Source organism: Massilia agilis, assembly GCF_024756255.1.
GTDB lineage: Bacteria > Pseudomonadota > Gammaproteobacteria > Burkholderiales > Burkholderiaceae_D > Telluria > Telluria agilis.
In genome coordinates, this window is sequence record NZ_JANUHB010000002.1 from 495,796 (window position 1) to 518,508 (window position 22,713).

20 protein-coding genes are annotated in these 22,713 nt (G+C 62.6%); 16 read left to right on the forward strand and 4 right to left on the reverse strand.

The window, feature by feature from the left end; all coding sequences use genetic code 11:
- Positions 1–36 precede the first annotated feature (36 nt).
- Genes NX774_RS09175 through NX774_RS09205 form a run of 7 tightly spaced genes read left to right on the forward strand, consistent with a single transcriptional unit; the run spans position 37 to position 6,345 of the window.
- On the forward strand, positions 37–729 hold the full coding sequence (locus tag NX774_RS09175) for a hypothetical protein (RefSeq protein WP_258821871.1): 693 nt from the start codon (positions 37–39) through the stop codon (positions 727–729).
- Positions 726–1,511 (forward strand): hypothetical protein, encoded by a 786-nt coding sequence (locus NX774_RS09180; RefSeq protein WP_258821872.1) that lies wholly within the window; start codon positions 726–728, stop codon positions 1,509–1,511. Before NX774_RS09175 ends, NX774_RS09180 begins: the two co-directional genes overlap by 4 nt.
- Complete coding sequence (locus tag NX774_RS09185) at positions 1,508–2,755, forward strand: glycosyltransferase family 4 protein (RefSeq protein ID WP_258822731.1); 1,248 nt, start codon at positions 1,508–1,510, stop codon at positions 2,753–2,755. Before NX774_RS09180 ends, NX774_RS09185 begins: the two co-directional genes overlap by 4 nt.
- Positions 2,748–3,929: a DegT/DnrJ/EryC1/StrS family aminotransferase gene (locus NX774_RS09190; protein WP_258821873.1), complete on the forward strand. Its 1,182-nt coding sequence runs from the start codon at positions 2,748–2,750 to the stop codon at positions 3,927–3,929. The genes NX774_RS09185 and NX774_RS09190 overlap by 8 nt, the downstream gene beginning before the upstream one ends.
- A complete protein-coding gene (locus NX774_RS09195; protein WP_258821874.1) occupies positions 3,926–4,516 on the forward strand; it encodes a sugar transferase in 591 nt (196 codons plus the stop codon). The genes NX774_RS09190 and NX774_RS09195 overlap by 4 nt, the downstream gene beginning before the upstream one ends.
- Positions 4,517–4,539: 23 nt before the next feature.
- Positions 4,540–5,124 (forward strand): phosphatase PAP2 family protein, encoded by a 585-nt coding sequence (locus NX774_RS09200; RefSeq protein WP_258821875.1) that lies wholly within the window; start codon positions 4,540–4,542, stop codon positions 5,122–5,124.
- A gap of 21 nt (positions 5,125–5,145) precedes the next feature.
- Positions 5,146–6,345, forward strand: a complete 1,200-nt coding sequence (locus NX774_RS09205; protein ID WP_258821876.1) for an acyltransferase family protein — start codon at positions 5,146–5,148, stop codon at positions 6,343–6,345.
- A gap of 519 nt (positions 6,346–6,864) precedes the next feature.
- On the opposite strand, the gene NX774_RS09210 is transcribed toward NX774_RS09205, so the two are convergent.
- The 3 genes from NX774_RS09210 to NX774_RS23380 all read right to left on the reverse strand — a co-directional run bounded on the left by NX774_RS09210 (position 6,865) and on the right by NX774_RS23380 (position 12,373).
- Positions 6,865–9,153 carry a polysaccharide biosynthesis tyrosine autokinase gene (locus NX774_RS09210; RefSeq protein WP_258821877.1) on the reverse strand — a complete coding sequence of 763 codons (2,289 nt, stop codon included), beginning with the start codon at positions 9,151–9,153 and terminating at the stop codon, positions 6,865–6,867.
- Between the two features lie 15 nt (positions 9,154–9,168).
- Positions 9,169–10,251 (reverse strand): polysaccharide biosynthesis/export family protein, encoded by a 1,083-nt coding sequence (locus tag NX774_RS09215; protein WP_258821878.1) that lies wholly within the window; start codon positions 10,249–10,251, stop codon positions 9,169–9,171.
- A 202-nt stretch (positions 10,252–10,453) separates the two neighbouring features.
- Positions 10,454–12,373: a TonB family protein gene (locus tag NX774_RS23380; RefSeq protein ID WP_307731173.1), complete on the reverse strand. Its 1,920-nt coding sequence runs from the start codon at positions 12,371–12,373 to the stop codon at positions 10,454–10,456.
- 112 nt (positions 12,374–12,485) lie between these two features.
- Between NX774_RS23380 and NX774_RS09225 the strand changes: the two genes are divergently transcribed.
- The 5 genes from NX774_RS09225 to NX774_RS09245 all read left to right on the forward strand — a co-directional run bounded on the left by NX774_RS09225 (position 12,486) and on the right by NX774_RS09245 (position 16,397).
- The gene (locus NX774_RS09225; RefSeq protein WP_258821879.1) at positions 12,486–13,787 is read left to right on the forward strand and encodes a family 1 glycosylhydrolase; all 1,302 of its coding nucleotides are present in this window, start codon (positions 12,486–12,488) and stop codon (positions 13,785–13,787) included.
- A 16-nt stretch (positions 13,788–13,803) separates the two neighbouring features.
- Positions 13,804–14,541, forward strand: coding sequence for an SDR family NAD(P)-dependent oxidoreductase (locus NX774_RS09230; protein WP_258821880.1), 738 nt, complete (start codon positions 13,804–13,806; stop codon positions 14,539–14,541).
- A gap of 140 nt (positions 14,542–14,681) precedes the next feature.
- Positions 14,682–15,266: a PAAR domain-containing protein gene (locus NX774_RS09235; RefSeq protein ID WP_258821881.1), complete on the forward strand. Its 585-nt coding sequence runs from the start codon at positions 14,682–14,684 to the stop codon at positions 15,264–15,266.
- Position 15,267: 1 nt separating this feature from the next.
- Entirely contained in the window at positions 15,268–15,843 is a 576-nt protein-coding gene (locus NX774_RS09240; RefSeq protein WP_258821882.1) for a transglycosylase SLT domain-containing protein, read from the forward strand.
- Complete coding sequence (locus tag NX774_RS09245) at positions 15,840–16,397, forward strand: hypothetical protein (RefSeq protein ID WP_258821883.1); 558 nt, start codon at positions 15,840–15,842, stop codon at positions 16,395–16,397. The genes NX774_RS09240 and NX774_RS09245 overlap by 4 nt, the downstream gene beginning before the upstream one ends.
- 463 nt (positions 16,398–16,860) lie before the next feature.
- Here NX774_RS09245 and NX774_RS09250 read toward each other — a convergent pair whose 3' ends face one another.
- The gene (locus tag NX774_RS09250; protein ID WP_258821884.1) at positions 16,861–18,333 is read right to left on the reverse strand and encodes an AAA family ATPase; all 1,473 of its coding nucleotides are present in this window, start codon (positions 18,331–18,333) and stop codon (positions 16,861–16,863) included.
- 672 nt (positions 18,334–19,005) lie between these two features.
- Here NX774_RS09250 and NX774_RS09255 point away from each other — a divergent pair.
- The 4 genes from NX774_RS09255 (at position 19,006) to NX774_RS09275 (ending at position 22,700) form a co-directional block, all read left to right on the forward strand.
- Complete coding sequence (locus NX774_RS09255; protein WP_258821885.1) at positions 19,006–20,358, forward strand: tyrosine-type recombinase/integrase; 1,353 nt, start codon at positions 19,006–19,008, stop codon at positions 20,356–20,358.
- Positions 20,359–20,411: 53 nt separating this feature from the next.
- Positions 20,412–21,128, forward strand: coding sequence for a hypothetical protein (locus NX774_RS09260; RefSeq protein ID WP_258821886.1), 717 nt, complete (start codon positions 20,412–20,414; stop codon positions 21,126–21,128).
- Positions 21,129–21,429: 301 nt separating this feature from the next.
- Positions 21,430–21,825, forward strand: a complete 396-nt coding sequence (locus NX774_RS09270; RefSeq protein ID WP_258821888.1) for a hypothetical protein — start codon at positions 21,430–21,432, stop codon at positions 21,823–21,825.
- Positions 21,826–21,935: 110 nt separating this feature from the next.
- Positions 21,936–22,700 carry a plasmid recombination protein gene (locus NX774_RS09275; RefSeq protein ID WP_258821889.1) on the forward strand — a complete coding sequence of 255 codons (765 nt, stop codon included), beginning with the start codon at positions 21,936–21,938 and terminating at the stop codon, positions 22,698–22,700.
- The last annotated feature ends 13 nt before the right edge of the window (positions 22,701–22,713 follow it).

Here is a 22,713-nt window from a genome sequence, read left to right on the forward strand (position 1 = left end):
CGCCGTATTGTGTACGCTAATCGATGAGCTAACGCCATGGACAAGATATTGCACAACTACAATATGTTCATCCAGCTCCTGCGTTTGCCGGTGGCTCATCTGCAATTTCGCCAGCAAATCGATCCCGAGAATATCCGGTCCGTCTACCGCTATTACACCAAGCCCCATCCGCGCTACAAGATCATCCGCCACAAGACCATGGGCGCGGCGCTGGTCGACCTGGGCCAGTGCAGCACGCGCGAACAATACCTTGATGCGATCAAGGGAAAGAACAATGGCGCCTGGCACGCCAAGCGCGCCCGTTCGCGTGGCTACCGCTTTGGCGAAATCGACCGCAACCGCTACGTTGACGACATCCACGCCATCAATACCTCGCTCGAACAGCGCCAGGGCCGGCCGATGGACGCACAGTACCGGGAAAAAAAACAGGCCTACGAAAACCTGCCGCATTTCCGCTATTACGGCATTCTGGACGAGCACGACCGGCTGGTCGCCTACGCCAATCTTGGCCTGTTCGGCAATTTCGCCGGTTTCAGCCACCTGATCGGCATCCGCAACAACGACGGCATCATGCATTTGCTGGTGGTGGAGATCGTCGCCCAGATGATCGAGCAGCGGGCCGTCCGCTACGTCATGTACGACACCTTCTTCGGCGCCCAGCCGGGCATGCAGACCTTCAAGAAGATCCTCGGCTTTCGTCCCTATCGCGCGAAATACAGCCTCCAATGAAAACCGTCTTCCACCGCTTCTACGCCGATTACCTGATGCCGTCGCGCCTGGGCGAGTACGAGGCCGTCCTGCGCCAGGCCAATGAAATGGATTATGCGCAGTTGCCGGTGCGCGACTTCTTCCGCGCGCTCGCCCAGCCGGCCACGCTGCCCGAGCGCGTGCTGGTGCACCGGCACGACATCGACAGCGACCTGCGCACCGCAAAAAAGCTGTTCGCGGTCGAGTCGCGCCACGGCATCCACGCCACCTACTATTTCCGGCTCTGCACCCTCGACTTCGGCTTCATGCGCGAGATCGCGGCAGCCGGCAGCGAAGCGAGCTACCACTACGAAGAAGTGTCCGACTTCGCCAAGCGCCACCGCATCCGCGATGCGGACGCGCTGCGCCAGCGTTTCCCCGAGATCCGCGAGCTGTTCATCCGCAACTTCGACAGCATCCGCCAGCGCCTCGGCATGCCGCTTGCCACCGTGGCCAGCCACGGCGACTTTGCCAACCGGCGCCTGAACGTCATCAACCACGAACTGCTGCGCGACCCGGGCCTGCGCGCGCACTGCGGCATCGAATGCGAAGCCTACGACGAACCGCTGCTGCGCAACATCGACATGTACATCAGCGACCGCAAGTACCCGGTCTACTACCGCCCGATGTCGCCATTCGACGCGCTCGGCCAGCACCGCCGCATCCTGTTCCTGACCCATCCGGTGCAGTGGGAGACCAACTGGGTCGACAACACGCGCCTGAACGCGCGCCGCCTGGTCGAGGAGCTGGCATGGCGCGCCTGAACATCCTGCTGATCAACCACTACGCCGGCTCCGTGCGCCACGGCATGGAATACCGGCCCTACTACCTCGCGCGCGAGTGGGTGCGCCTTGGGCACGCGGTGCGGATCGTCGCCTCGGCCAACTCGCACATCCGCGCGCGCGGACCGCAGCTGGGCGGGCGCACGCGGGTGGACGAAACCATCGACGGCATCGACTACACCTGGTATGCCACCCCCGCCTACACCGGCAACGGACCGGCGCGCGTGCGCAACATGGCCGCGTTCGTGTGGCGCCTGTTGCGCGAAGCGCGCGCGCTGGCGGCCGAACGCCGACCCGACGTCGTCATTGCCTCGAGCACCTATCCGCTCGATATCTGGCCAGCGCACCGCATCGCGCGCCTGGCCGGCGCCCGGCTGCTGTTCGAAGTCCACGACCTGTGGCCGCTGTCGCCCATGGAGCTGGGCGGCTACTCGCGCTGGCACCCGTTCATCATGCTGCTGCAGGCGGCCGAAAACTACGCCTGCCGCCACGCCGACGCCGTGGTGTCGATCCTGCCCAAGGTGCGCGACCACCTCGAGGCGCACGGCATGGCGCCGCACAAGCTGCACGTGGTGCCCAACGGGACCGACCCCGCCGAATGGCTGGCGGCGGTCGAGGAACTGCCGCCGGCGCTGGACCGGGCCTTGTCCGGCCTATGCGGCGCCGGGCGTTTCGTGGTGGGCTACGCCGGCACCCACGGCGTGGCCAATGCACTGGGCACCCTGCTCGACGCGGCCAGCCTGCTGCGCGCGCAGCCGGTCTCGTTCGTGCTGGTCGGCGGCGGCCCGGACAAGAGGGCCCTGCAGCAGCGCGCTGCAGCAATGGGCCTGGAACACGTGCATTTCTTCGAACCGGTCGCCAAGCGCCAGGTGCCCGCCCTGCTGGCGCGTTTCGACCTGGCCTACATCGGCTGGCAGCGCCAGCCCCTGTACCGCTTCGGCATTGCCCCGAACAAGCTGATCGACTACATGATGGCGGCCCGCCCCGTGCTCCATGCGGTCGAGGCCGGCAACGACCCGGTGGCCGACGCCGGCTGCGGGCTGACCGTGGCGCCGGAAGATCCGCAAGCAATCGCCGACGGCGTCCTGCGCATGCTCGCCCTGGCCCCCGCGCGGCGCGAGGCGCTGGGCCAGCGCGGGCGCGCCTACGCGCTGGCCAACCACACCTACCCCATCCTTGGACAACGATTCTTGACCGCATGTGCAGGAGGCAATCACCATGGCTGACCAACCGCACGCCGACGCCGGCACGCCCACTTTCCTGCCGTTCGCCTTGCCCGACATCGGCGAGGAAGAGATCGCCGCCGTCGTCGCCTGCCTGCGCTCGGGCTGGGTCACGACCGGGCCGGCAACCAAGCGCTTCGAGCAGGAGTTTCGTGCCTACCTCGGCGCCGACGTCGATACCATCTCGGTCAACTCGGCCACGGCCGGCCTGCACCTGGCGCTCGAGGCCCTGGGCATCGGGCCGGGCGACGAGGTGATCGTGCCCACCCTCACCTTCACCGCCACCGCCGAAGTGGTGCGCTATCTCGGCGCGACGCCCGTCTTCGCGGACGTGGATCCGGCCACGCTCAACCTGTCGCCGCTCGCGGTGCAGGCCGCGATCACCGGCCGCACGCGCGCCATCGTCCCGGTGCACTACGCCGGCATGGCCTGCGAGATGGACGCCTTGCTCGAACTGGCGCGCGCCCGCGGCATCAAGGTGGTCGAGGATGCCGCGCATGCCTTCCCGACGCGCTACCGGGGGCGCCTGGTCGGCACCCTCGACAGCGACGTGACCGTCTTCAGCTTTTACGCCAACAAGACCATGACCACCGGCGAAGGCGGCATGATCGTGACCCGCGACCCCGAGCTGGCGCGGCGCATCCGCCTGATGCGCCTGCACGGCATCAGCCAGGATGCGTTCAACCGCTACGTCTCCAGGACGCCGGCCTGGTTCTACGAGGTGGTGGCGGCCGGCTTCAAGTACAACCTGACCGACATTGCCTCGGCAATCGGCATTGAACAGCTGCGCAAGATCGACCGCTTCCTCGATCGCCGCGTGCGGCTCGCGCGCCGCTACGACGAGGCGCTGGCCGGCCTGCCACTAATGCTGCCGCCACAGCCAAGCGGCGACAGTACCCACGCCTGGCACCTGTACGTGGTGCGGCTGGACCCGCAGGCGCGCCTGTCGCGCGACGCGCTCATCAACGAGCTGTCGTTACGCGGCATCGGCACCAGTGTCCACTTCATTCCGCTGCACCGCCAGCCCTACTGGCGCGACACCTGCGCCCTGTCGCCGGCCCAGTTCCCCGTGGCCGAAGCCAGCTACCAGTCGATGCTGACCCTGCCGCTGTACACGCGCATGACCGATGCCGACCAGGAACGCGTCATCGCGGCGATGCACGAGTTGCTGGCATGAGCAAGCGCGCCTTCGACCTGCTGGCGGCATCCATCGGCCTGGTCGTGCTGGCGCCGCTCTTCGTGCTGATCGCGCTGTGGGTCAAGCTCGACTCGCCCGGACCGGTGTTCTACCGCCAGCAACGGGTCGGGCGCGGCGGGATTTTGTTCAACATCCTGAAATTCCGCACCATGGTCGTGCGACCCGACGACCAGCGCCAGCTCACGGTCGGGCGCGATCCGCGCGTCACCCGTGCCGGCCACTTCCTGCGCCACTACAAGCTCGACGAGTTGCCGCAACTGCTCAACGTCGTGCAGGGAACCATGAGCCTGGTCGGCCCGCGCCCCGAGGTGCCGCGCTACGTCGCCTGCTACCCGGCCGACGTGCGGGCACTGGTGCTGTCGGTCGCGCCCGGGCTGACGGACTGGGCCTCCATCCTGTACAAGGAAGAAAGCACGATCCTGGGCCGTGCCCCCGACCCCGAGCGCGCCTACGTCGACACGATCCTTCCCGCCAAGCTCGACTACTACGTGCGCTATGTGCGCGAGCGCAGCTTCTGGATGGACCTGCGCATCATCTGGCGCACGCTGGTGGCCATCGCACACTGACCGACATGACCTGGCTCGCGCTCATGCACCTGGGGGACATCACGCTGACGCTGCCGGCCGCTGCGGCGGTGGCGGCGTGGCTGCTGGCCAGCCGCGCCTGGCGGATGGCACTGTGCTGGAGCCTGCTGTACCTGTGCGGTATCGGCCTGGTTGGCGCCAGCAAGATCGCCTTCCTCGGCTGGGGTACGGGCTTGCCAGCGCTCGGTTTCAAGGCGCTCAGCGGTCACGCCACCGGCGCCACCGCCGTGTTTCCCGTCCTGTTCTACCTGCTGGTACGCGGACACGGGGTCGTATTGCAACGTGCCGCCATCGCCGCCGGCCTCGTACTGGGCGGCCTGGTCGCCACCATGCTGGTGGCCGGCGCCGAGCACACCCCGTCCGAGGCGATCGCCGGCTGGGCCATCGGCACCCTCGTCAGCCTGGGCTGCATCCGCTGCGTCCGCCGTTTGCCGGCCACGCCCGCGCTGCATGGACTCGGCTTCGCCGTGCTGGCGTTTGCCGGGGTGGCCTGGCTGGTCAAATCGATTCCGCTCGGCTACTGGATGGCACGCGCGGCCCTCGCCCTGTCCGGCAATGACCGGCTCCACCCTTGGGACCACTGCGGCTGAGTGCCGCGAACAGGAGACACCATGCGTCCGCTGACCCTGCCCACACTCCACTGGCAGCAGCGCAGCCAGCTGAGCGAAGACTCGATCCATTCGCTGCTGATTGCACTGCTGCGCGGGATGGCCGCCTTGCAGGTCGCGGCAGCACACCTGCGGGCCGAGGTGTTTCCCAGTCTGCGTTCGGTGACGGAACCACCGTTGTACTACCTTGGGCTGGCCTTCATCACCGGGTTCGCACACCAGGCCGTTGTCGTGTTCTTCCTCGTCAGCGGCTGGCTCGTCGGCGGCAGCCTGCTTAACAAGCTGAACCAGCCGCAAGCGCTGCGCTCCTACGCGATCGACCGCGCCACGCGCCTGTGGACCGTGCTGGTGCCGGCCATGGTCGTGATGGTTGGCGTCGGCATCATCACCGGGGCGCTCAACCCGGCCGCCATGGGGCTCGGGGCGGACAACGACTTTTCGGTGCTGAGCTTCGCCGGCAACCTGGTCGGGCTGCAGACGGTGCTGGTCAAGAACTTTGGCGGCAACTACGCGCTGTGGAGCCTGGCCAACGAAACCTGGTACTACGTCGCGTTTCCGCTCCTGCTGCTGGCCTTCCGCGGCCCGGGCCTGTGGCGCCAGGCCGCCAGCGTCGCCGCGCTCGCGCTGATCGCATCGCTCCTGCCGTGGGCGATCACCCTGTACTTTGCGCTCTGGCTGCTGGGCGCGCTGTTTTCGCGGATCCGGATCGACTGCGCCCCCTTCTGGCGTTACGCCCTGGTCGCGATCGCCGGCGCCTTGTCGATCTATTACCGCATCACGGGCAGCAACGACGACCTGGTGCCCGCCTCCTTCGTCCAGGACCTGGTCTGCAGCCTGCCCTTCCTGCTGCTCCTGTCAACGCTGCAGATCAAGATCGACCACGCCTCCCGCCCCCTGCGCCGCCTGCGCGCGTTCGCGCAGTTCTTCTCCGAGTTTTCATTCACCCTGTACGTGATCCACGTGCCCACGATTATCTTGCTGCGCTTCCTTGGCCGCGCCGCATTCGGGCGCGATCAACTGGCCCCCGACAAGCCGCTCGATTACGCCATCTACGCCGGCATGGTGGTCCTGATCGTGGGCGTGGCCTACCTGTCCTACCTGATGTTCGAATCGCAGACCTACCGTGTCCGTGCCAGCGCCAAGCGGCTGCTGTTGACGCCCCCGGCAAAACAGGCGCAGGCGCCCGCCATGTCGCCGGAGTAAGGGACGCCACTCACCGCGCCCGGTGCCTGGCGCTTGCCAAACCCGGGTCGGTGGCGACCGTCCCCGGGGGGGCATGCGATCACGGTTTCCCGGCGAGGCTGGTGTAAATCCGCGGCGCCGTCACCGGATGAGCCATTGGCCACGCCGCCGGCCACGCACAAACGCCGCCGATCAAACGCACAGGAAGGATACAGGCGCTTCCATACGCCCCACGCCCGACTCGAGAATTTCTCGATCAGTTACCAGTGCCGACGCCAGCGATCGCTACCAAGGCTTGGGGGTCGCGGACGGGCCTGCTGCCGGTGAAGATCATTGGCGACGGCCGCAAGTGCGTCGGTCGGAATTCCTACAGATCGGCGGTATCGGCATTGCATATGTGCCGCCGGTGGGCGCTGCCACGCACAACCGCGGCCATGGGAAGGTTGCGGCGGCCGGCGGCACCTGTTGCACACTGACGCCGGCGTCCACGACCTGCCCCCGATCCAGCCGCATTCCGGTCGGCCACACGCGCTGGCGGTGCTAGCCGGCGACGTAACCGATCTGGCTCGGCGTGCCGTACTTGTACTGGCCGCCGTAGGCACCCAGGCGCAAGGCCATGTCGTTGAACAGCACGCCCTGCGGCGAGATCCCGGCCTGGTTCAGGCGCTTGATCGATTCGTTGATCTGCGCCTCGGTCGTCACACCCGAGCGCGCCACGATGAACACCGCCCCGGCATGGGCGCCAATGATCAGCGCGTCCGACACCGGCAGCAGCGGCGGCGGATCGAGCAGCACCAGGTCGTAATGCGGGCTGACGGCTTCGAGCAGGCTGCCGAAATTCAGGTGCAGCAGGAACTCGGAGCGATTCGGCGGCAGCTCGCCGGTCGGGATGAAGTCCAGGTTTTCCATCACGCTGTGGTGGATGATCTCTTCCACCGGCAGCGCACCGGTGATCGTGCGCGACAGCCCGCGTTCGCGGCTGACGCCAAAGTAGCGGTGAAGGTGGCCGTTGCGCAGGTCGGCGTCGATCAGCAGCACGCGCTTGCCACTGGCCGCCACCACTGCCGCGAAGTTGGCCGAAACGAACGACTTGCCGAGCGCGCGCGTCGGTCCGGTGAACATGACGATGTTGTTCTTAAAGTGCGGCATCGAGAACTGCAGCGCGGCGCGGAAGCTGCGCAGCGCCTCCACCGCCTCGTCCTCCGGCATCATCTGGGCCAGCAGCGGCAGCACCCCGCCCTCGCCGCGTGCCTTGCGCAGCAGCTTGTCCTGGTTGCTGCTGTGCGGAATCGACGCGTACACCACACGCGCGCGCAACATCCGCTCGATCTTCTGCGGGTCGTCGATGCCGCCCTTGATCGCCTTGCGCGTGAAGGCGATCAGCGTCCCCAGGAACAGCCCCGTGACCACCGCCAGCGCCACGATCAGGGGCCGGTTCGGCTTGATCGGCTTTTCCGGCGCGATCGGCGCGTCGATCATGCGCACGTTGCTCACCCGGCCCACCGAAATCAGCCGCAGCTGCTGGGCCGTGTTCGACAGCGCCGTGTACAGGTCGGTGTTGACCTTGATGTCGCGCGTCAGCCGCGCCTCGTCCTGCTCCAGCACCGGCAGGGTCTTGATCCGGGCCGCGATCGCGTCGAGCTCGTTATCGACCTCCTTGCGCTGGCGGTTGATCGCCGCCACCACCGGGTGGTCCTCGGTAAAGCGCGACAGCAGCTCGGTCTTCTTCTGGATCAGTTCCATGCGCCGCGCGCGCGCCGCGGCCGCCTGTTCCAGGCTCATGCGTGCCTCTTCCTGCAGGTCGACCGTGCCGTGCGCATTGCGGAACTGATTGTAGCGGTCCTCGGACTGCTCCAGCTGGCGCTTGAGGATCGGCAGCTGCTGGTTCAGGAACGCCAGCGACTTTTCCGCCTCTTCGGTCTTGCGCGCCAGGTTCTGGCGCATGTATTCACGCCCCACCTCGGACAGCAGGCTGTGGATGCGCTTGGCGTCCTCTCCCTGCAGCTTGACCTCGATCACCCCCGACTGCTTGCCCTGCTCGGCGATCACCAGCGCGAGCTGGATCGCCTGGATCGTGCCCAGCCGCGACATGCGCTTGATGCGAAAACGCGCGCCCGCCTTGGCATACATGCGGTCCACCTTGATTTCGACCACGCCGTCGGGCGTTGGCACCCGGTAGCGCTGGCCGACCGTGCCCTCGAACACCAGGCGCTGGCCGCCGCCGGAAAACCGGTAGCGGTTGTTGCCCTGCGCGGTCAGCGTGAATTCCCGGTTCAGCCAGGCATCGGGGACATCAAACACCGACACGTCGGCCCGCTCGCCGCCCCAGACATAGCCGCCGTAGCCAAACAGGCCGGGCTCGGACAGCACCCCGCTGTTCTGGTTGGCAAACCAGAAGCCGGCAATCGGAAGGTATTTTGGCTCGACCTGGATGTACAGCTGCAGGTTGTCCACCGCGCGCGACACCACCATGCGCGAGCGCAGCAACTCCATTTCGGCGATTGCCGCCTTCTTGGTCTCGAACAGCGACGACGCCTCGGACAGGATGTTCTTGGACGCGTTCGGGCTCTCCTCTTCCACGTGGATCATCAGGTTGTCTTCATAGACCGGCTTGGCCACCAGCGCATACAGCACGGCGACGAAGGTGATCAGCGCCGTGATCCCGCCGATCAGCCAGCGGCTGTCGTACAGCGTATTGAAATAGCCTTTGATGTCCACCGTCGGCTCGTCGCCCGGCCGCTCGTAGGGGTACGGGTTGACCGGCACCGACAGGATCGGGGGACTGTGTACGACATGGGTGAGCTGGTGGTGTTCGCCTGGCGTGGTCATGGATTCCTCCTGCGGTCAGGGCCGGGTGGTCACGCCCACCGCCGAGGTCAACGCGCCCGGGAACAGCAGGCTCAGGTTGCGGTTCCAGTTGGCCAGCGGCGACGCGGCAACATACACCACGTCCTTGGGCCGCAGCTCGAACTCCTCGGCCATCGCGATCGATCCGGTCACGCGTGCGTCGAGCTGGAACACACGCGTGCCTTCGGCGGTCTTGCGCACCACGTAGATCTGGCGCGCGTCGCCGGACAACGGACTCACCCCGCCGCTTTCCCCCAGCGCCTCGTTCAGCGTCAGGCGCCCGTCGTGCATGGTCAGCGCCTTGGGCGTGATCACCTCGCCCGACACGAACACCTTGCTCTCGTCGCGCGAATGGACGCGCACCACGTCGCCCGGCGCCAGCAGCACCGTGTTGGGGTCGATGCCCTTTTGCACCAGCTCGCGCAGGTTGATGTCGTAACGTACCTTGCTGCGCTCCACGGCAATGCGGCTCTGGTCCGCCGTCGGCAGCAGCCCGCCGGCACGGTTGAGCGCCTCCATCAGCGACATCGGGATGTCATTGATTGCCTGCAGCCCCGGCGACTTGACCTCGCCGTCGATGTACACGCGTTTGCTGCGGTACGACTGCACGCGCAGTGTGACGTTGGGATTGGCAATGTATTTGGCCAGCTTTTCGGACAGCAGCGCCCGCGCCTGCTCCTCGGTCAGCCCTTCCACCGGCAGCAGCCCGGCAAACGGAAACTGGATGCGGCCCTTGTGGTCGACGACGAAGCCCGGCGGTGTGGAATTGGCGGCGGCGGTGGCCAGCGTGCCGTTGTCGGCGGCGGCCGCGGCGGCGGGCATGCCGGCGCCGGCCAGCTCGGGATGGTCCCACACCGTAATCGACAGCACGTCGCCGGCGCCGATGCGGTACGGCCCGGGGTTCTTGACGATCAGGGAGGAGATGTCTTGCTGCTTCTGCTGGGCTGCCTTCGTCTTTTCCACCTGGATCAGCTGTTCGGTGATCATTTCAGTGGGCGGCGCCGCTTCCGCCCGGCCGTCGGCGCCGCCGGAATGGAACTGCAGCCCACTGGCGCACCCTGCCAGCGCCGATACGATCAACAGGGGGCAGCTCCGTAGAAGTGCTCTTGCAAAAGAGAATCTCATGATGATCGCCTGTCAAGAAACGCCTCCATGTCAGAGTACGGCGTCTCAATGGCTGGGCTTTGGCGCACGTCAAACGCCGGGCTCAGGTGGCAAGGTTTAGAGCAGGGAGGCGTTGAAAGCCGGGCTCAACCGTAGTGCCGGCCCAACCAGCTTGGCGTCAGCGCACTTCTTCCAGCAGCTTGAGCCCGTTCGCAAACGTCCAGATCCGGCGGACTTCGATCACGTCGTACAGTGCGGCGACATTCGGCGGGAACGCGGCATAGCGCTCGTTCAGGCGCACGATCCGCCGCACCGCCGCGTCCACCTCCGCATGCCCGCTCGAGCGCACGATCATCACGTCCTCGACGGTGCCGTCGCTGCGCAGCGCCACGCTGACGACCGGATCGATTCGCACCCGATCGCCCAGCTGGCCGCCGTTGAGCGTGCCGTTGCGCTCGATCTTCTGGCGAAAACCGTCGATGTACAGGCGCAGCGGCACGTCGCGCTCCGCTCCCGTGGACACGACCCGCCGGCGTTGCCGCTGGTCGTCCTCTGCCGCGCGCGCGACAGGTGGCGCACCGCCGAGCACGCCCAGTCCCCGCACCAGCTCACGTGCGCGGTTGCCAAGTTCGCTGCCAAGCGCAGTGCGCCCAGGCCGTGTCGCCCCACCGTCCAGCCCGTTACCGCCAAGCGGCCTGCCCGCTCCGGCGCCCGGCACCATCGACTCCTGGCCAGCCACCGCCGCCTGCGAGCGCTGCGCCTCTTCCTGGGTGCGCCGGCGCGCCAGTTCCTCTGCCTGGCGCTGCGCAAGCTGCTCGGCCTGCCGCCGCGCGGCATCCTCCGCCTCGCGCCGCAGCGCCTCCTGCTGAGCCTTTTGCTGGGCAGCCAGCGCCTCCCGCTGGCGCAGCTCGGCCTGCAGGCGCTCCTCCTGCGCGCGCTGCCGCGCCGCCAGCTCCTCTGCCTGGCGCTGGCGCGCCTGCCGCTCCTGTTCCTCGGCCTGGCGCTGACGCTCCTGCCGGTCCTGCGCGGCGCGCTGCTCGGCCAGCAGGCGGGCCTCTTCTTGCGCGGCACGCTGGCGCGCCAGTTCACGCGACGCCACCTCCGCCGCCCGCTGCTGTTCCTGCTCCCGGGCCCAGGCCGCGGCAGCCTCGCGCTCGCGTTCCTGCTGCCGCGCCAGCGCCTCGGCCGCTTGCTGCTCGTGCTGCCGGCGAAGCTGTTCCTGCTGCGCGCGGGTACGCTCCGCTTCGGCCAGCCGCAACTGCTCCTGCCGTTGTGCTTCCTGCGCCGCGCGCAGCTGTTCTTCGCGCTGCGTTCGCTCCTGCTCGCGACGCAACGCCAGCGCCTGCTCGGCCTGCCGCTGCTCTTGCGCGCGCAGCGCCGCCTGCCGTTCCTGTTCCTGGCGCTGCTGTTCCAACTTTGCCATTTCCAGCTGGCGAGTCTCCTCCTGCGCCTGCCGGGCTGCCGCCTCTTCCGCTTGCCTGCGCGTCTCTGCAAGACGCTGCTCGGCCGTCGCCTGTTCGATCCGTTCACGCTGCTCAGCGTCGTTGCCGGCGACGCTGGCGCCGCTACCCTCCTCAGCGCCAGTGCGCAACGCGACCGTCCCGCTGTCCGTACTCGCGTCCGGTTCCGGCTGGGGGATGCTGAACGATGGCTCGGGCTTGGCATCCTGCGCAATCACACGCTCGCTCAACGCCTGGGTCTTGGGATGAACAACGGGCCGGCCGGTCCGTTTGCGTGGGACTCGTTTTGCCGGGCTCGCCTTCGCCGGTGGCGGCGGCGGAATACGCTCCATCAGCCGCAGCCCGTGTGCCGGGGCGGCCGGCACCGGCGCTTCCGGCATTGCCGCGACCGGTTCAGCCGGGCCGCCAGCCCGCAGCGCAGGCTCGCTCGCCAGCGGCCGCAGCGGAGCTGCAAGCCTCACGACCAGCCGGGAAACGGCACCGGCCCCCAGACCCGGCACACCGAACTGCAGCGACAGCAGCAACGCGTGCGCCGCCAACGACAGCGACAGGCCAACGGCGAGGCGCCGATTGACCAATTCGCTCTGGCTGGACGGGCTGGCGGCAGCGGACATGGCGCGAGAAATGTTGTCGGACAAACAGCATAACGTTTACTCGAGAGTAACGCGAGGCGCGCACGATACGGAACATCACCGCAAACCCCGTTCTGGCAGAATGAGCATGGATGGTGAGACGCACTAGGGAGGGATCATGTCCCCGGGATTCATCTTCGCAACCGGGATCGAAAACAGCACCCCGACCATCGACCACGGCAGGAAGCGTGTCGATGAGATGGAAAAATGCGGCCACTACAAATACTGGCGCACCGACTTCGACCTGGTGCAGGAACTGGGCCTGAAGGTGTTGCGCTACGGCCCGCCCCTGCACCGCACCTGGCTTGGCCCCAACCGCTACGACTGGGACTTTGCCGACCTGAGCTTTTACGACCTGCGCGAGCGCAACATTGCCGTCATCGTGGACCTGTGCCACTTCGGCCTGCCCGACTGGCTCGGCAACTTCCAGAATCCCGACTTCCCCGAGCTCTTCGCCCGCTACGCACGCGCCTTCGCCGAGCGCTACCCGTGGAACCAGCTCTACACGCCAGTTAACGAAATGTCGATCTGCGCCCTGTTCTCCACCCTGTATGGCTGGTGGAACGAACAGGAACGCACCGACCGCGCGTTCGTCACCGCGCTCAAGCACATCGTCAAGGCCAACATCCTGGCCATGCACGCCATTTTGAAAGTGCGGCCGGACGCGCTCTTCGTGCAAAGCGAATCGAGCGAGTACTACCATGCCGAAAACCCGCGCGCCATCGGCCCGGCCGAAGTGCGCAATGCGCGCCGCTTCCTGTCGCTCGACCTGAACTACGGCCGCCGGGTCGATTCCGAAATGTACGAATACATGCTCGACAACGGGATGACCCGCGATGAGTACCACTTCTTCCTCAACAACAACCTGAAGCACCACTGCATCATGGGCAACGACTATTACCAGACCAACGAGCACTACGTCCGTGCCGATGGTTCGACCCGTGCCGCAGGCGAAATCTTTGGCTACGCTGTCATCACCCACCAGTACTACAACCGTTATCGGCTCCCGGTGATGCACACCGAAACCAACCTGTGCGAGGGCCCCAACGGCGACGAGGCAGTCAAGTGGCTGCGCAAGGAATGGGCGAACGTGCTACGCGTGCGCAACAACGGCGTGCCGCTGGTCGGCTTCACCTGGTATTCCCTCACCGACCAGGTGGACTGGGACTCGGCCCTGCGCGAGGACAAGGGCCGGGTCAACGCGCTGGGCCTGTTCGACCTGAACCGCAAGATCCGGCCCGTGGGCATCGCCTACCGCGAACTCGTGCAGGACTGGTTGCAGGTGTTGCCGACGCAGAGCGTGTGCCTGCAGGTGCCGATGGCCATGCCGAGCGACTACGACCTGATCTGCAACGTGCGGCCAACCATGCCGCGCGACGACGGCCGCACGCTGGCGCCGAGCAACACGGAGGGAAACTGAGCGTCAGGAGGACGTCATGCGTTTCACTGGACAAGTAGCCATCATTACCGGCGCGACCGGCGGCATCGGCATGGCCGTGGCAACGCGCCTGGCACGCGAAGGCGCGACCGTCGTGCTGGCGGCGCGCAATTCGGTCAAGCTGGCGCAGGCGCAGGCGCGGCTGCAGGCAGAGGGCGCGCCTGTCGTGTTCTGCAGTACCTGCGACGTCTCGCACGAAGAACAGGTGCGCGACACGGTGGACGAAACCATTGCGCGCTTCGGGCGGCTGGACGTCGTGGTCAACAACGCCGGCGTCATGAACTTCAAACCGCTCGAGGAGCAGACGGCCGAGGACTGGAACAGCGTGCTGGGCGTTGACTTGCTCGGTGCCTTCTTCTTCATCAAGCACGCATTTCGCACGATGGTCCATGGCGGGGCGATCGTCAACGTGTCCAGTGTGCATGCAATCGAGACCTCGCCGCTGATCGCGCCTTACGCCGCGGCCAAGACCGCCCTGCTCTCGCTGACCCGCTCGGCCGCACTGGAAGGCAAGCCGCGCCACATCCGTGTCAACGCCGTCCTGCCCGGCGCCATCGACACGCCCATGCTGTGGAATAACCCGAACATCAAGGCGGGCGTGGAGAAGATCGACCAGCGCGACGTCGGCCAGCCCGAGAACGTGGCAGCCGCGATTGCCTACCTGGCATCGCCGGATGCAGCGTTTGTGCAGGGCGCGATGCTGCGGGTGGATGGGGGACGCTTGGATCGGCTATGAGCAGCGAGAATAAACGATCTGTTTGATTGAACCGCAGGCAAGTCTTTTGCGCTAGGTCAATATCTGCAGATGCCCTTTGGCTAGGGTGCTCCTGTTGCCATTCTTTATGGCGCGAGACCGTACCAGCACGAGGGGAAAGCGTGAAGCGACACACGATTACTGAAGGTGCCACGACAACCGCGGGCGGCAAGGTAATCGGCGCCAGCAGCCATGGTTCGATTAATGGTGCCCGCATAGCACTCGAAAACGATCCGATCCACTGCCCCGCCTGCAACAGCACCGGCCACATTCTTTGCGTTGGCGCTCGCCTCAACGAAAGTTGGAATGGGATACAGGTCGCCCTTGAGGAGGATCTTTGTGTCTGCCAATGCTATCCGCACCCACGCTTGGTGCCCAACCAAAACGTGCGGTTCCAAAACGTTTCCGGGAATGCCGCCAGCACAGATATTGTCAGGCGGGGCGGGCAAACGTCGGAAGCAAGAGCGGCAGAGGATCCTACTGCGTCGCAAGAGTCGTACGATCAGCATTTTGAGATTAAGAACGAGGCAGGTCAGCCGATTGCAGATTGTCCGTACGTGATCGAACTCAGCAGCGGGCGTCGTATTGAAGGCCGGACAAACCATGAAGGAAAGACTGCCAAAGTCGTGGCATCACGGATCGAGCAAGCCACACTGATCCTTTATGCGCCCGAGGCGCCGCCTCTGAACCCGAATTGGGACCGATGAGATGGCGACGAAAAGGGTCATCAAGACACACTCTGCGAGGCTGACACCCGTCTCGGACACAAAGGGAATTGCTATTGAGGTCGAGGATCTGGCTCGACTGCGCGAAATTCGAAGCTTGGTCGACGCAAACAACCGTTCGAACTTGTCCACTGAACTAATCATATGCCAGATCTACATGGAGTCACGCTTTGACAAGAACGCCCGTAGCGACGGAAGTAGCGCCCGCGGTTTGATGCAACTATTGAAGGCCCCAATCCGAGAACTCTACCGACTGGAAAATCTCAAGAAACCCTGGCGCCAACGGAGGCGTGAAGCTGATCTCTACCGCGACGCAGACGAGTTTCACGATAGCGACCAACTTCTGGACGAAGCAACGAACATTCGCGTCGGTACGGCATATCTGCAGGCCCTCATTGAGAAACGAGCTGCCGATCATTCGGCCGATGCCGTGGCCGAAGCATACAAAGACTATCGTGGAATCAGAAACGGGATCTACTACAGCAAAATCAAGGCTGCCGCTGAAAAACTGGCAGCGAACCCTGAGTCGATGCAGGTGCTTCGGGACATGGTGAAATGAGGCGACTTTTCTTATTGCAACTCTGTCTGTTCGCGCATGCCTTCGCGGTTGCGACCGAACTAGTGGCGACCTGTAATGTTGGTGGTAACACGGGGCGACGTGTCGATGCACTTCGCGATTCAAAGATTGCAGATACTTACGTCTACTATTTGCGACAGGATGGCACCAAGCGTCCCTTTTTCGGAGATAGAGACAGCTCACGAGGCTCATCGGTTCAGGTTGCCTGTGTCGGCTCGAAGGCCCGCGCACTCGTCGTCACTGGCGAGTTTACGTCAAACTTTCTCCAAGGATTCGTGCTCAGCCGAAATCCAAAAACTGGGTTGGTCGAGCGGCTGGACTTCGCTGAGAAAAATCGGCCTGCTTGGCTGTACCTATCCGAATCTCAGACAGCCGTTGTTATACCTACGAACGCCTACGGAGAGACGGACAAGAAATTCGTCATGTATCGACATTTCGTTGGCTCGGCGGCTGAGCCTCAGGTAGTCGCAGTGGACGAATTGCCGGCTCAGGCTGGAGCCGAAATCATCGAGCTAGGGAACGACCGGTCACAATAACGCATCGTCATGATGAGATGGGTGGCTAATGGGAACGCAAAAACTGCAAGCGATCCGATTGATCACGCAGTGTACGTGGCGTTCAGCAAGGTAACGGATGGTTGAGCTTCGGTCCATTGAAACCCGCTCGAACACTTGCCTTAAGTGGCCTGCCCAGTTGGTTCGACAAGGCCCTGGCGCGTGATTCGTCGCTCTTTCCAGCAGCACCGCGTTGCCCAACGCGCTCCTGGTGCGGTCCGCGGGGCTAGCGCGGTTTTTAGGGCACATTGGTACGACCGGCACTCTTGCCGGATTGTTCACGACAGGCCACCGACACCATACGGCCGCAGCCATCCATTCGCCCTAGCGCACGTCGAACTACGCCTTGATCGTTGCAAGCGGAGCATCTTGCAAATGTCGAGCAGGATCTGTACGCGCAAACCGTACGCTCAAGGCAAAACAATCGCAAGTTCAGTCGCTAACGCTAAGCCTGAGGAGCTCCTCTCTGCAGTAGACCTACTGCGGCAGCGTCGCCCAAAAAGCTTAGCAGCGAAAATTCATCGTCTGGTGGAAACGTCTTTCCGGTCACACTGGCCAAGGCCTGTCCGACAACGACCTCCCAAGGTTTTTTTGACCCAGCTATACCCACGATCAGTTGTCGAACCGCTTTGATCTTGGTGTTTCTTAATCGATCCTGTGCATTCAGCAGATCTTTCAAGAGAACAACATTCTGGTGCCCGGGGTTATCGTTAATCCAAGCCATGCCAAGCTCTCGAAACTCCGCCCAGGTAATGTTCAGGACGGCTAGGCATTCATTCGTCACGAGTGAATTCTCGATGGCGTAACACTGCAGTCGGAACCGCTCGACGCAACCAACGGCGTTGAGCGTACCTGGAACGCCGTCGCCGTCTCTCAAGGAATACGCTTTGGGATTGTCATAGACAGTGCCAAGCGTCTTGGCACAAAAGAGTTCCAGTTCGGATTGCTGGTTAACGGACTGTGCGAGCACTGGAAAGACGCGGATCCGCCCGCCCGAAGATCTGGCGGCTTGCTGCCAGACCCGCTCATCATCCTCACCTTCGAGAATGAGGATAGGATCGTTACTGAGGCTCAATGAAAGCGGATGCCCGAAAAATGGTGCCACCTTCTTGAGATTATCAGACACAGGGGCAAAGGAAACGACATTGCTACTAAACTCCTTTGTTCCCACAGCAACAAGCTCGCTACCAGCAAGCGCACAGACAAGCGCTGTGCTGTGCGTCGCAATATAAATGAATACCCTCTTCCTGACTGCCTCCGGGATAGAATTGAGTAGTTCTAGAAGGTAGTGACCAAATCGCGCCTGCAAATCGGGATGCTGGTGCACGTCAGGCTCATCCAATAGTAGTACGTTCTCCTTGTTGGGATCGACTGCCATGATAAAGCTCATTACTTCGGAGGCGAGGGCGATCGTTTCTGACTCACCACTGCTCAAGGCATCTGGTTCGACCTTTAGCCCCTCCATTGTTCGAAGTACAAAATCGTTTCCACCTTGCTCAATGAAGACATTACTCAGCATTCGATTGATCGGGCCAAGACAGTCGGTTTGGAAGCTCTTGCCGCGAGCGTCTACATCTTGAAGCTTCCGAAGGTAGGCCGTCTCAGCGTTGCGCAACGCAAGATGTGACATTGCCTTGAAACTAGAATTACTAGTTTGATTTGCGCGCCTGACTTGCGCGGCCCACTGCGGATTGCCCGACATGTTGGTATCGACATTGCCATCCCGTCGAAATACGCCAGTCCTCTCCGGCGTAACATATGTCACTCGGTACTGCTCTTGGCCAGCTAATTGCTTATCGATCGAGCGGAGTAAGCGGCTTTTTCCTGCTCCGTTACGCCCAAGGATGACATTGATGGGTTTCAGCTCTCGGAGCTCGCAGACCCCAATTTCAACATCGGAAAACTTCAAATCAGTCAATTTTTACACTCCGTTGTTTGTCGACACCTTCTTACCAAATACACATCAAGAAATGGGCAACATGGTGGTACTGTAGGAAAAGAAGTGTGGGCAAGCCCCCTGTTCAGCTAGATTTTATTTTACACGTTTCCTCAGTGCATTCTTGGATGCCGCTCCTCCGAGCTCGGGCCAATCTATCAGCCCCTGCACAGCTTTTCGCCGTACAGAGCGGTCCCAGAACCTGCAGGAGAACCGGTAGGAGTTCAATCGAAAGTACCAATACTCAAATACCCCAACGGCACCCACCGATTTACTCGTACACTAGAGCTCAAGCACCACTAGTAGGCACCACCGTAGAACTGGGCATTATTGTTGAGCCTAAGAGGTAGTTTGCGGAACTACCCTTGCTGAGCAGAGCCTGACGGACATGCCAGATTAACTCATGGATAGTGGCTTCAAGTGGCCTGCCCAGCTGGGTTCGAACCAGCGACCCTCAGCTTAGAAGGCTGAACAAGACCGAGTTTTTCGGCGTTGATTGGCATTTACGAAAAACGGCAATCACCTTACAAATCAATTACCTATCATCGTCACCGCCATACGTTGCGTTGATGCAAGTTGATCGATATACTGCGGCTCCGGGTACCAAAGGGGTACTGGCTGGCCACCGAGCCGCAAGAATCTGCATCAACGTCGATGGCAAAAATTAAATTTACAGCTGGCCGAGTCGAGGCCTTTCCTCTCCTTGATGGTCAAAAGCTATCTTTCCTGTGGGACACAGGAGCGCCCGGACTTGGGCTCCGTGCGACGCCGAATGGAGGCAAATCGTACATATTCCAGGCAAAGCTAAATGGCGAGGTAATACGCATCAAGATTGGCGACCCGAAGACTTGGGACATCGCCGCTGCACAGGCAGAAGCCCGCCGCCTGAAAGTCATCATCGACAGTGGACAAGACCCACGACAGGTAAAAGCCGATGTTCTGGCTGCCGCGCAAGCAGCGCGAGACGCCAAGTCCGCCGCCGAAGCCGCTGAACTAGCCGCCAAGAGCGCGGCTGCCGCTGCCGCCCTGCGCGAGTCGATAACGCTGGGCGACGTATGGCCAAAGTACGTGAGTTCGCGTAAAGCAAAGTGGAGCGCAGGACACTTACGAAATCACGTCACCTTGGCCGCGCCAGGCGGGGAAACGAAAAAACGAGGGGCGGGCCTCACCGTCGCCGGCCCACTGTTCCCGTTGATGTCGCTGGCACTCGTCGACTTGGGCGGCACGACAATTGCTGATTGGTTGGCGAAGGAAGCGCGCGACAGACCAACTAACGCCGCACAAAGTTATCGGTTGCTGAGGGCCTTTATCCGGTGGTGCGCCGACATGCCCGAGTATCGCGACATGGTGCCTGCCGATGCATACAGCGCCCGCGCCGTGAGGGATGTGTTGCCCAAGAGCCAGTCCAAGGAGGGCGACAGCCTGCAGCGCGAGCAGCTAAAGATGTGGTTTGATGCCGTTCGAAAAATCCGAAACCCAGTTATCAGCGCATACCTGCAAGCCTTACTGCTAACCGGGGCACGCCGTGAAGAACTTGCCGCCCTGCGTTGGGAAGACGTGGATTTTCAATGGCGAAGCCTCACCATCCATGACAAGGTAGAAGGCGTGCGGACGATTCCGCTGACACCTTACGTTTCGCACCTGTTGGCCGCCCTCCCCCGACGTAATCAATGGGTGTTCAGCAGCGAAACGGCCGCCGACGGGAAGCTTGCTGAGCCGCGCATTGCGCACACCAAGGCTCTCGCAGCGGCCGGCCTGCCGCATGTCTCTCTGCATGGCCTACGTCGCTCGTTCGGGACGTTGTGCGAATGGGTAGAAATGCCGAGCGGTATATCAGCGCAAATTATGGGCCACAAGCCAAGCGCTCTTGCCGAAAAGCACTATCGCCGCCGTCCGCTGGACCTATTGCGCAAATGGCATGACCAAATCGAAGTTTGGATACTCGACCAGGGCGAGGTCATGTTCAATCCGATTGAGTCAGGCTTAAGAGTAGTGCGCGCCGCTTGACCCTGAGACGATATAGGCGCATCAGTAGATTTTAGTGAAATAGCAATAGTTATATGAAGAGACTTAAACCGTTTGAGACATTAGACGACGCGGCAAAAATTTTGAACGAGTTACGGCAAGAACGCGGCCTGTCGGCGTTCTGGTGTGCTGACCGTTTCCTGGCGAATGCTATCAACGGAGATATAAATTTAACCATCCTCTTGCCTCAAAAATTTGATGTTGCCAAGAAAGATGGAGGGGAAAAATATCTTGATACCCCTCTTCGCCCGTCAGCCCCGAAGGGCACAGATCATTTCTTTGCAGATAGGCCAGAACTGTATGCGTTAAGTCAGGGGAACTCCTCAACCGAACTTAAGAGCATCGTGAGCATATCGAATGATGGGGTCAGAAGCGTACTTCATTCAGTCAAGCCTCCTATGACCATATCCGTGTCTGACCTAAGAATTAGTTCAGAGCAACTTTTTCGGTACATAGAAGCGGAACGGCCGCCCGCGCAGGCCGCTCCCGTGCGAGTGTATAAAAAATCTCGAACAAATTCGTTGGACGCACCAATTCGGATGGCGATTGAACTGGCCGGTAGCCTAGAAACTGCGGCAGTGTTCGTAAAGTTACGTGAGCTTGCCATAAAAGAGACGAGTCCTTTCAATGGCGATGTGCGGAATGGGATACTTTCGTACACGGATGACAGTGGTGAAGTTGCAGGGTTGACAAAAGCAAGCTTGGGAAAACGACTTAACAAGCACTCGCAGCGAGAACCCAAGTGCAGCTAGACGCACGCAAGCGCACTTAAGCGCCGAACATAGTATCGAAATCAATCATGCGGTATTGAATAGGAGCCCTCTCAACACGAAAGGGCTCTCCAATGCCGTCAGTTCAAAAATTCCCGTCGCTCGAAAGCGAAACTCGCAGCCATGTCGACACGGCGTGCGCATCGTTCCACGTCAACCGTAAGCCGCAAACTCTGCGCTCGTGGGCGTGCTTCGAAAACGGCCCGCTCCGCCCCGTCCGCATCTCGGGCCGCCTGGCATGGTCTGTCGCCGAAATCCGCCGCTTGCTCGCTGGGGGCGAATAATGGCAAAGCGTTCCAAAAAACAGCCTCGGAAGAAATTGGCCGGCTCGAAAGAATCTGACCTCTTCGCTACCACGAAAACCCCTGAGGAAACTACCGAGACCATCGTATTCGCCGGCACCGAGAACCCCCGCTACCTGCGCGCCTTGCACGCGCTCTTGACCCGTCCGATGCCCCGCAAAAGCGTGGATTCAACGGCGGGGTGCAGCAATGGCCCCGACCTGATTTCTGCGCTGCGCGCCCTCGGCCTCGGCGAACCCGGCCTGCGGTGCGCAATGGTTCCTGACACGGACCGTGACGGCCGCGCAGTAAGGCGAGGCGTCTATTACCTGACGGGGCCAGGCCGCCGTGCAGTAAATGCATGGTTGCGTCTGCGCGCTCAGGACAGCTCCCGTTAATGCGCCCTCCACATTACCTGCGTCTTGTGTCCGCGACCGTCACTCCCCTGCCACAACGTGGCTCGACAGTATGCAGGGAACCGGCAGTTCCGGCCACGAAGGGGGCGCACATGGCCGCCGGCCACGCCCTATGCATCAAGCGATTGTATGGCCCGCACATTATCAAAGTCGCGGCGAAGCATAATCTGCGGGAGATTGCCGCCGAGATTGGCTGCGACGGCCACATCGACGCGGCACGCATCCCTGATAATTTCAGCCTACGTGGCCCTGCCACCGCTGACGGTGTGGCGCAACTTGCGAAGTCGCTGATGGACAATGCCCGAATCGCGAAGCTTCGCAAGACAGCGGTAATGGCGCTTGAGCTCTTGTTCACGCTGCCGACGAAAACTAGCGTCGACCCCCGCAAGTATTTTGAGGATGCCACTCTCTGGGCCGAGACACATTTCGGGGTACCAGTGCTTTCATCAGTGGTCCATCTGGACGAAAGCGCACCGCACTGCCATGTGCTGCTGCTGCCTCTGGTGAACGGCAAGATGAACGGGTCGGACCTGCATGGAGGCAAGGCCAAACTATCGGCTATGCAAGCCAGCTTCCATGAAAAGGTAGCTTCAGGGTACGGATTCGCTCGGCAGGCCCCGCAGAAGCGCCACAGCGCCGCCGTTAGGGTCGCCGCGATGGAACTTGCTCGTGAGCGACTTCAAGCGAACAGCGGGCTTGTAGATGCAGTTATCGAGGCGTTGTTGAAGCCGCACGCGCAGAATCCAGAACCCCTGCTCGCTGCGTTGAACATTGCCATGCCGAAGCCCACAGTGAGGACAAAATCGTTTGTTGAGATTATGACGAGGCCGGTCAGCTCCCGCGACGCAGCCCTATAGGGAAAGCGCAACG

What these genes read in the sequence shown, in the direction of transcription:
- NX774_RS09175 (WP_258821871.1), top strand. Translation starts at nt 37, where the DNA reads ATGGACAAGATATTGCACAACTACAATATGTTCATCCAGCTCCTGCGT.
- NX774_RS09180 (WP_258821872.1), top strand. Translation starts at nt 726, where the DNA reads ATGAAAACCGTCTTCCACCGCTTCTACGCCGATTACCTGATGCCGTCG.
- NX774_RS09190 (WP_258821873.1), top strand. Translation starts at nt 2,748, where the DNA reads ATGGCTGACCAACCGCACGCCGACGCCGGCACGCCCACTTTCCTGCCG.
- NX774_RS09195 (WP_258821874.1), top strand. Translation starts at nt 3,926, where the DNA reads ATGAGCAAGCGCGCCTTCGACCTGCTGGCGGCATCCATCGGCCTGGTC.
- NX774_RS09200 (WP_258821875.1), top strand. Translation starts at nt 4,540, where the DNA reads ATGCACCTGGGGGACATCACGCTGACGCTGCCGGCCGCTGCGGCGGTG.
- NX774_RS09205 (WP_258821876.1), top strand. Translation starts at nt 5,146, where the DNA reads ATGCGTCCGCTGACCCTGCCCACACTCCACTGGCAGCAGCGCAGCCAG.
- NX774_RS09210 (WP_258821877.1), bottom strand. Translation starts at nt 9,153, where the DNA reads ATGACCACGCCAGGCGAACACCACCAGCTCACCCATGTCGTACACAGT.
- NX774_RS09225 (WP_258821879.1), top strand. Translation starts at nt 12,486, where the DNA reads ATGTCCCCGGGATTCATCTTCGCAACCGGGATCGAAAACAGCACCCCG.
- NX774_RS09230 (WP_258821880.1), top strand. Translation starts at nt 13,804, where the DNA reads ATGCGTTTCACTGGACAAGTAGCCATCATTACCGGCGCGACCGGCGGC.
- NX774_RS09240 (WP_258821882.1), top strand. Translation starts at nt 15,268, where the DNA reads ATGGCGACGAAAAGGGTCATCAAGACACACTCTGCGAGGCTGACACCC.
- NX774_RS09245 (WP_258821883.1), top strand. Translation starts at nt 15,840, where the DNA reads ATGAGGCGACTTTTCTTATTGCAACTCTGTCTGTTCGCGCATGCCTTC.
- NX774_RS09255 (WP_258821885.1), top strand. Translation starts at nt 19,006, where the DNA reads ATGGCAAAAATTAAATTTACAGCTGGCCGAGTCGAGGCCTTTCCTCTC.
- NX774_RS09260 (WP_258821886.1), top strand. Translation starts at nt 20,412, where the DNA reads ATGAAGAGACTTAAACCGTTTGAGACATTAGACGACGCGGCAAAAATT.
- NX774_RS09270 (WP_258821888.1), top strand. Translation starts at nt 21,430, where the DNA reads ATGGCAAAGCGTTCCAAAAAACAGCCTCGGAAGAAATTGGCCGGCTCG.
- NX774_RS09275 (WP_258821889.1), top strand. Translation starts at nt 21,936, where the DNA reads ATGGCCGCCGGCCACGCCCTATGCATCAAGCGATTGTATGGCCCGCAC.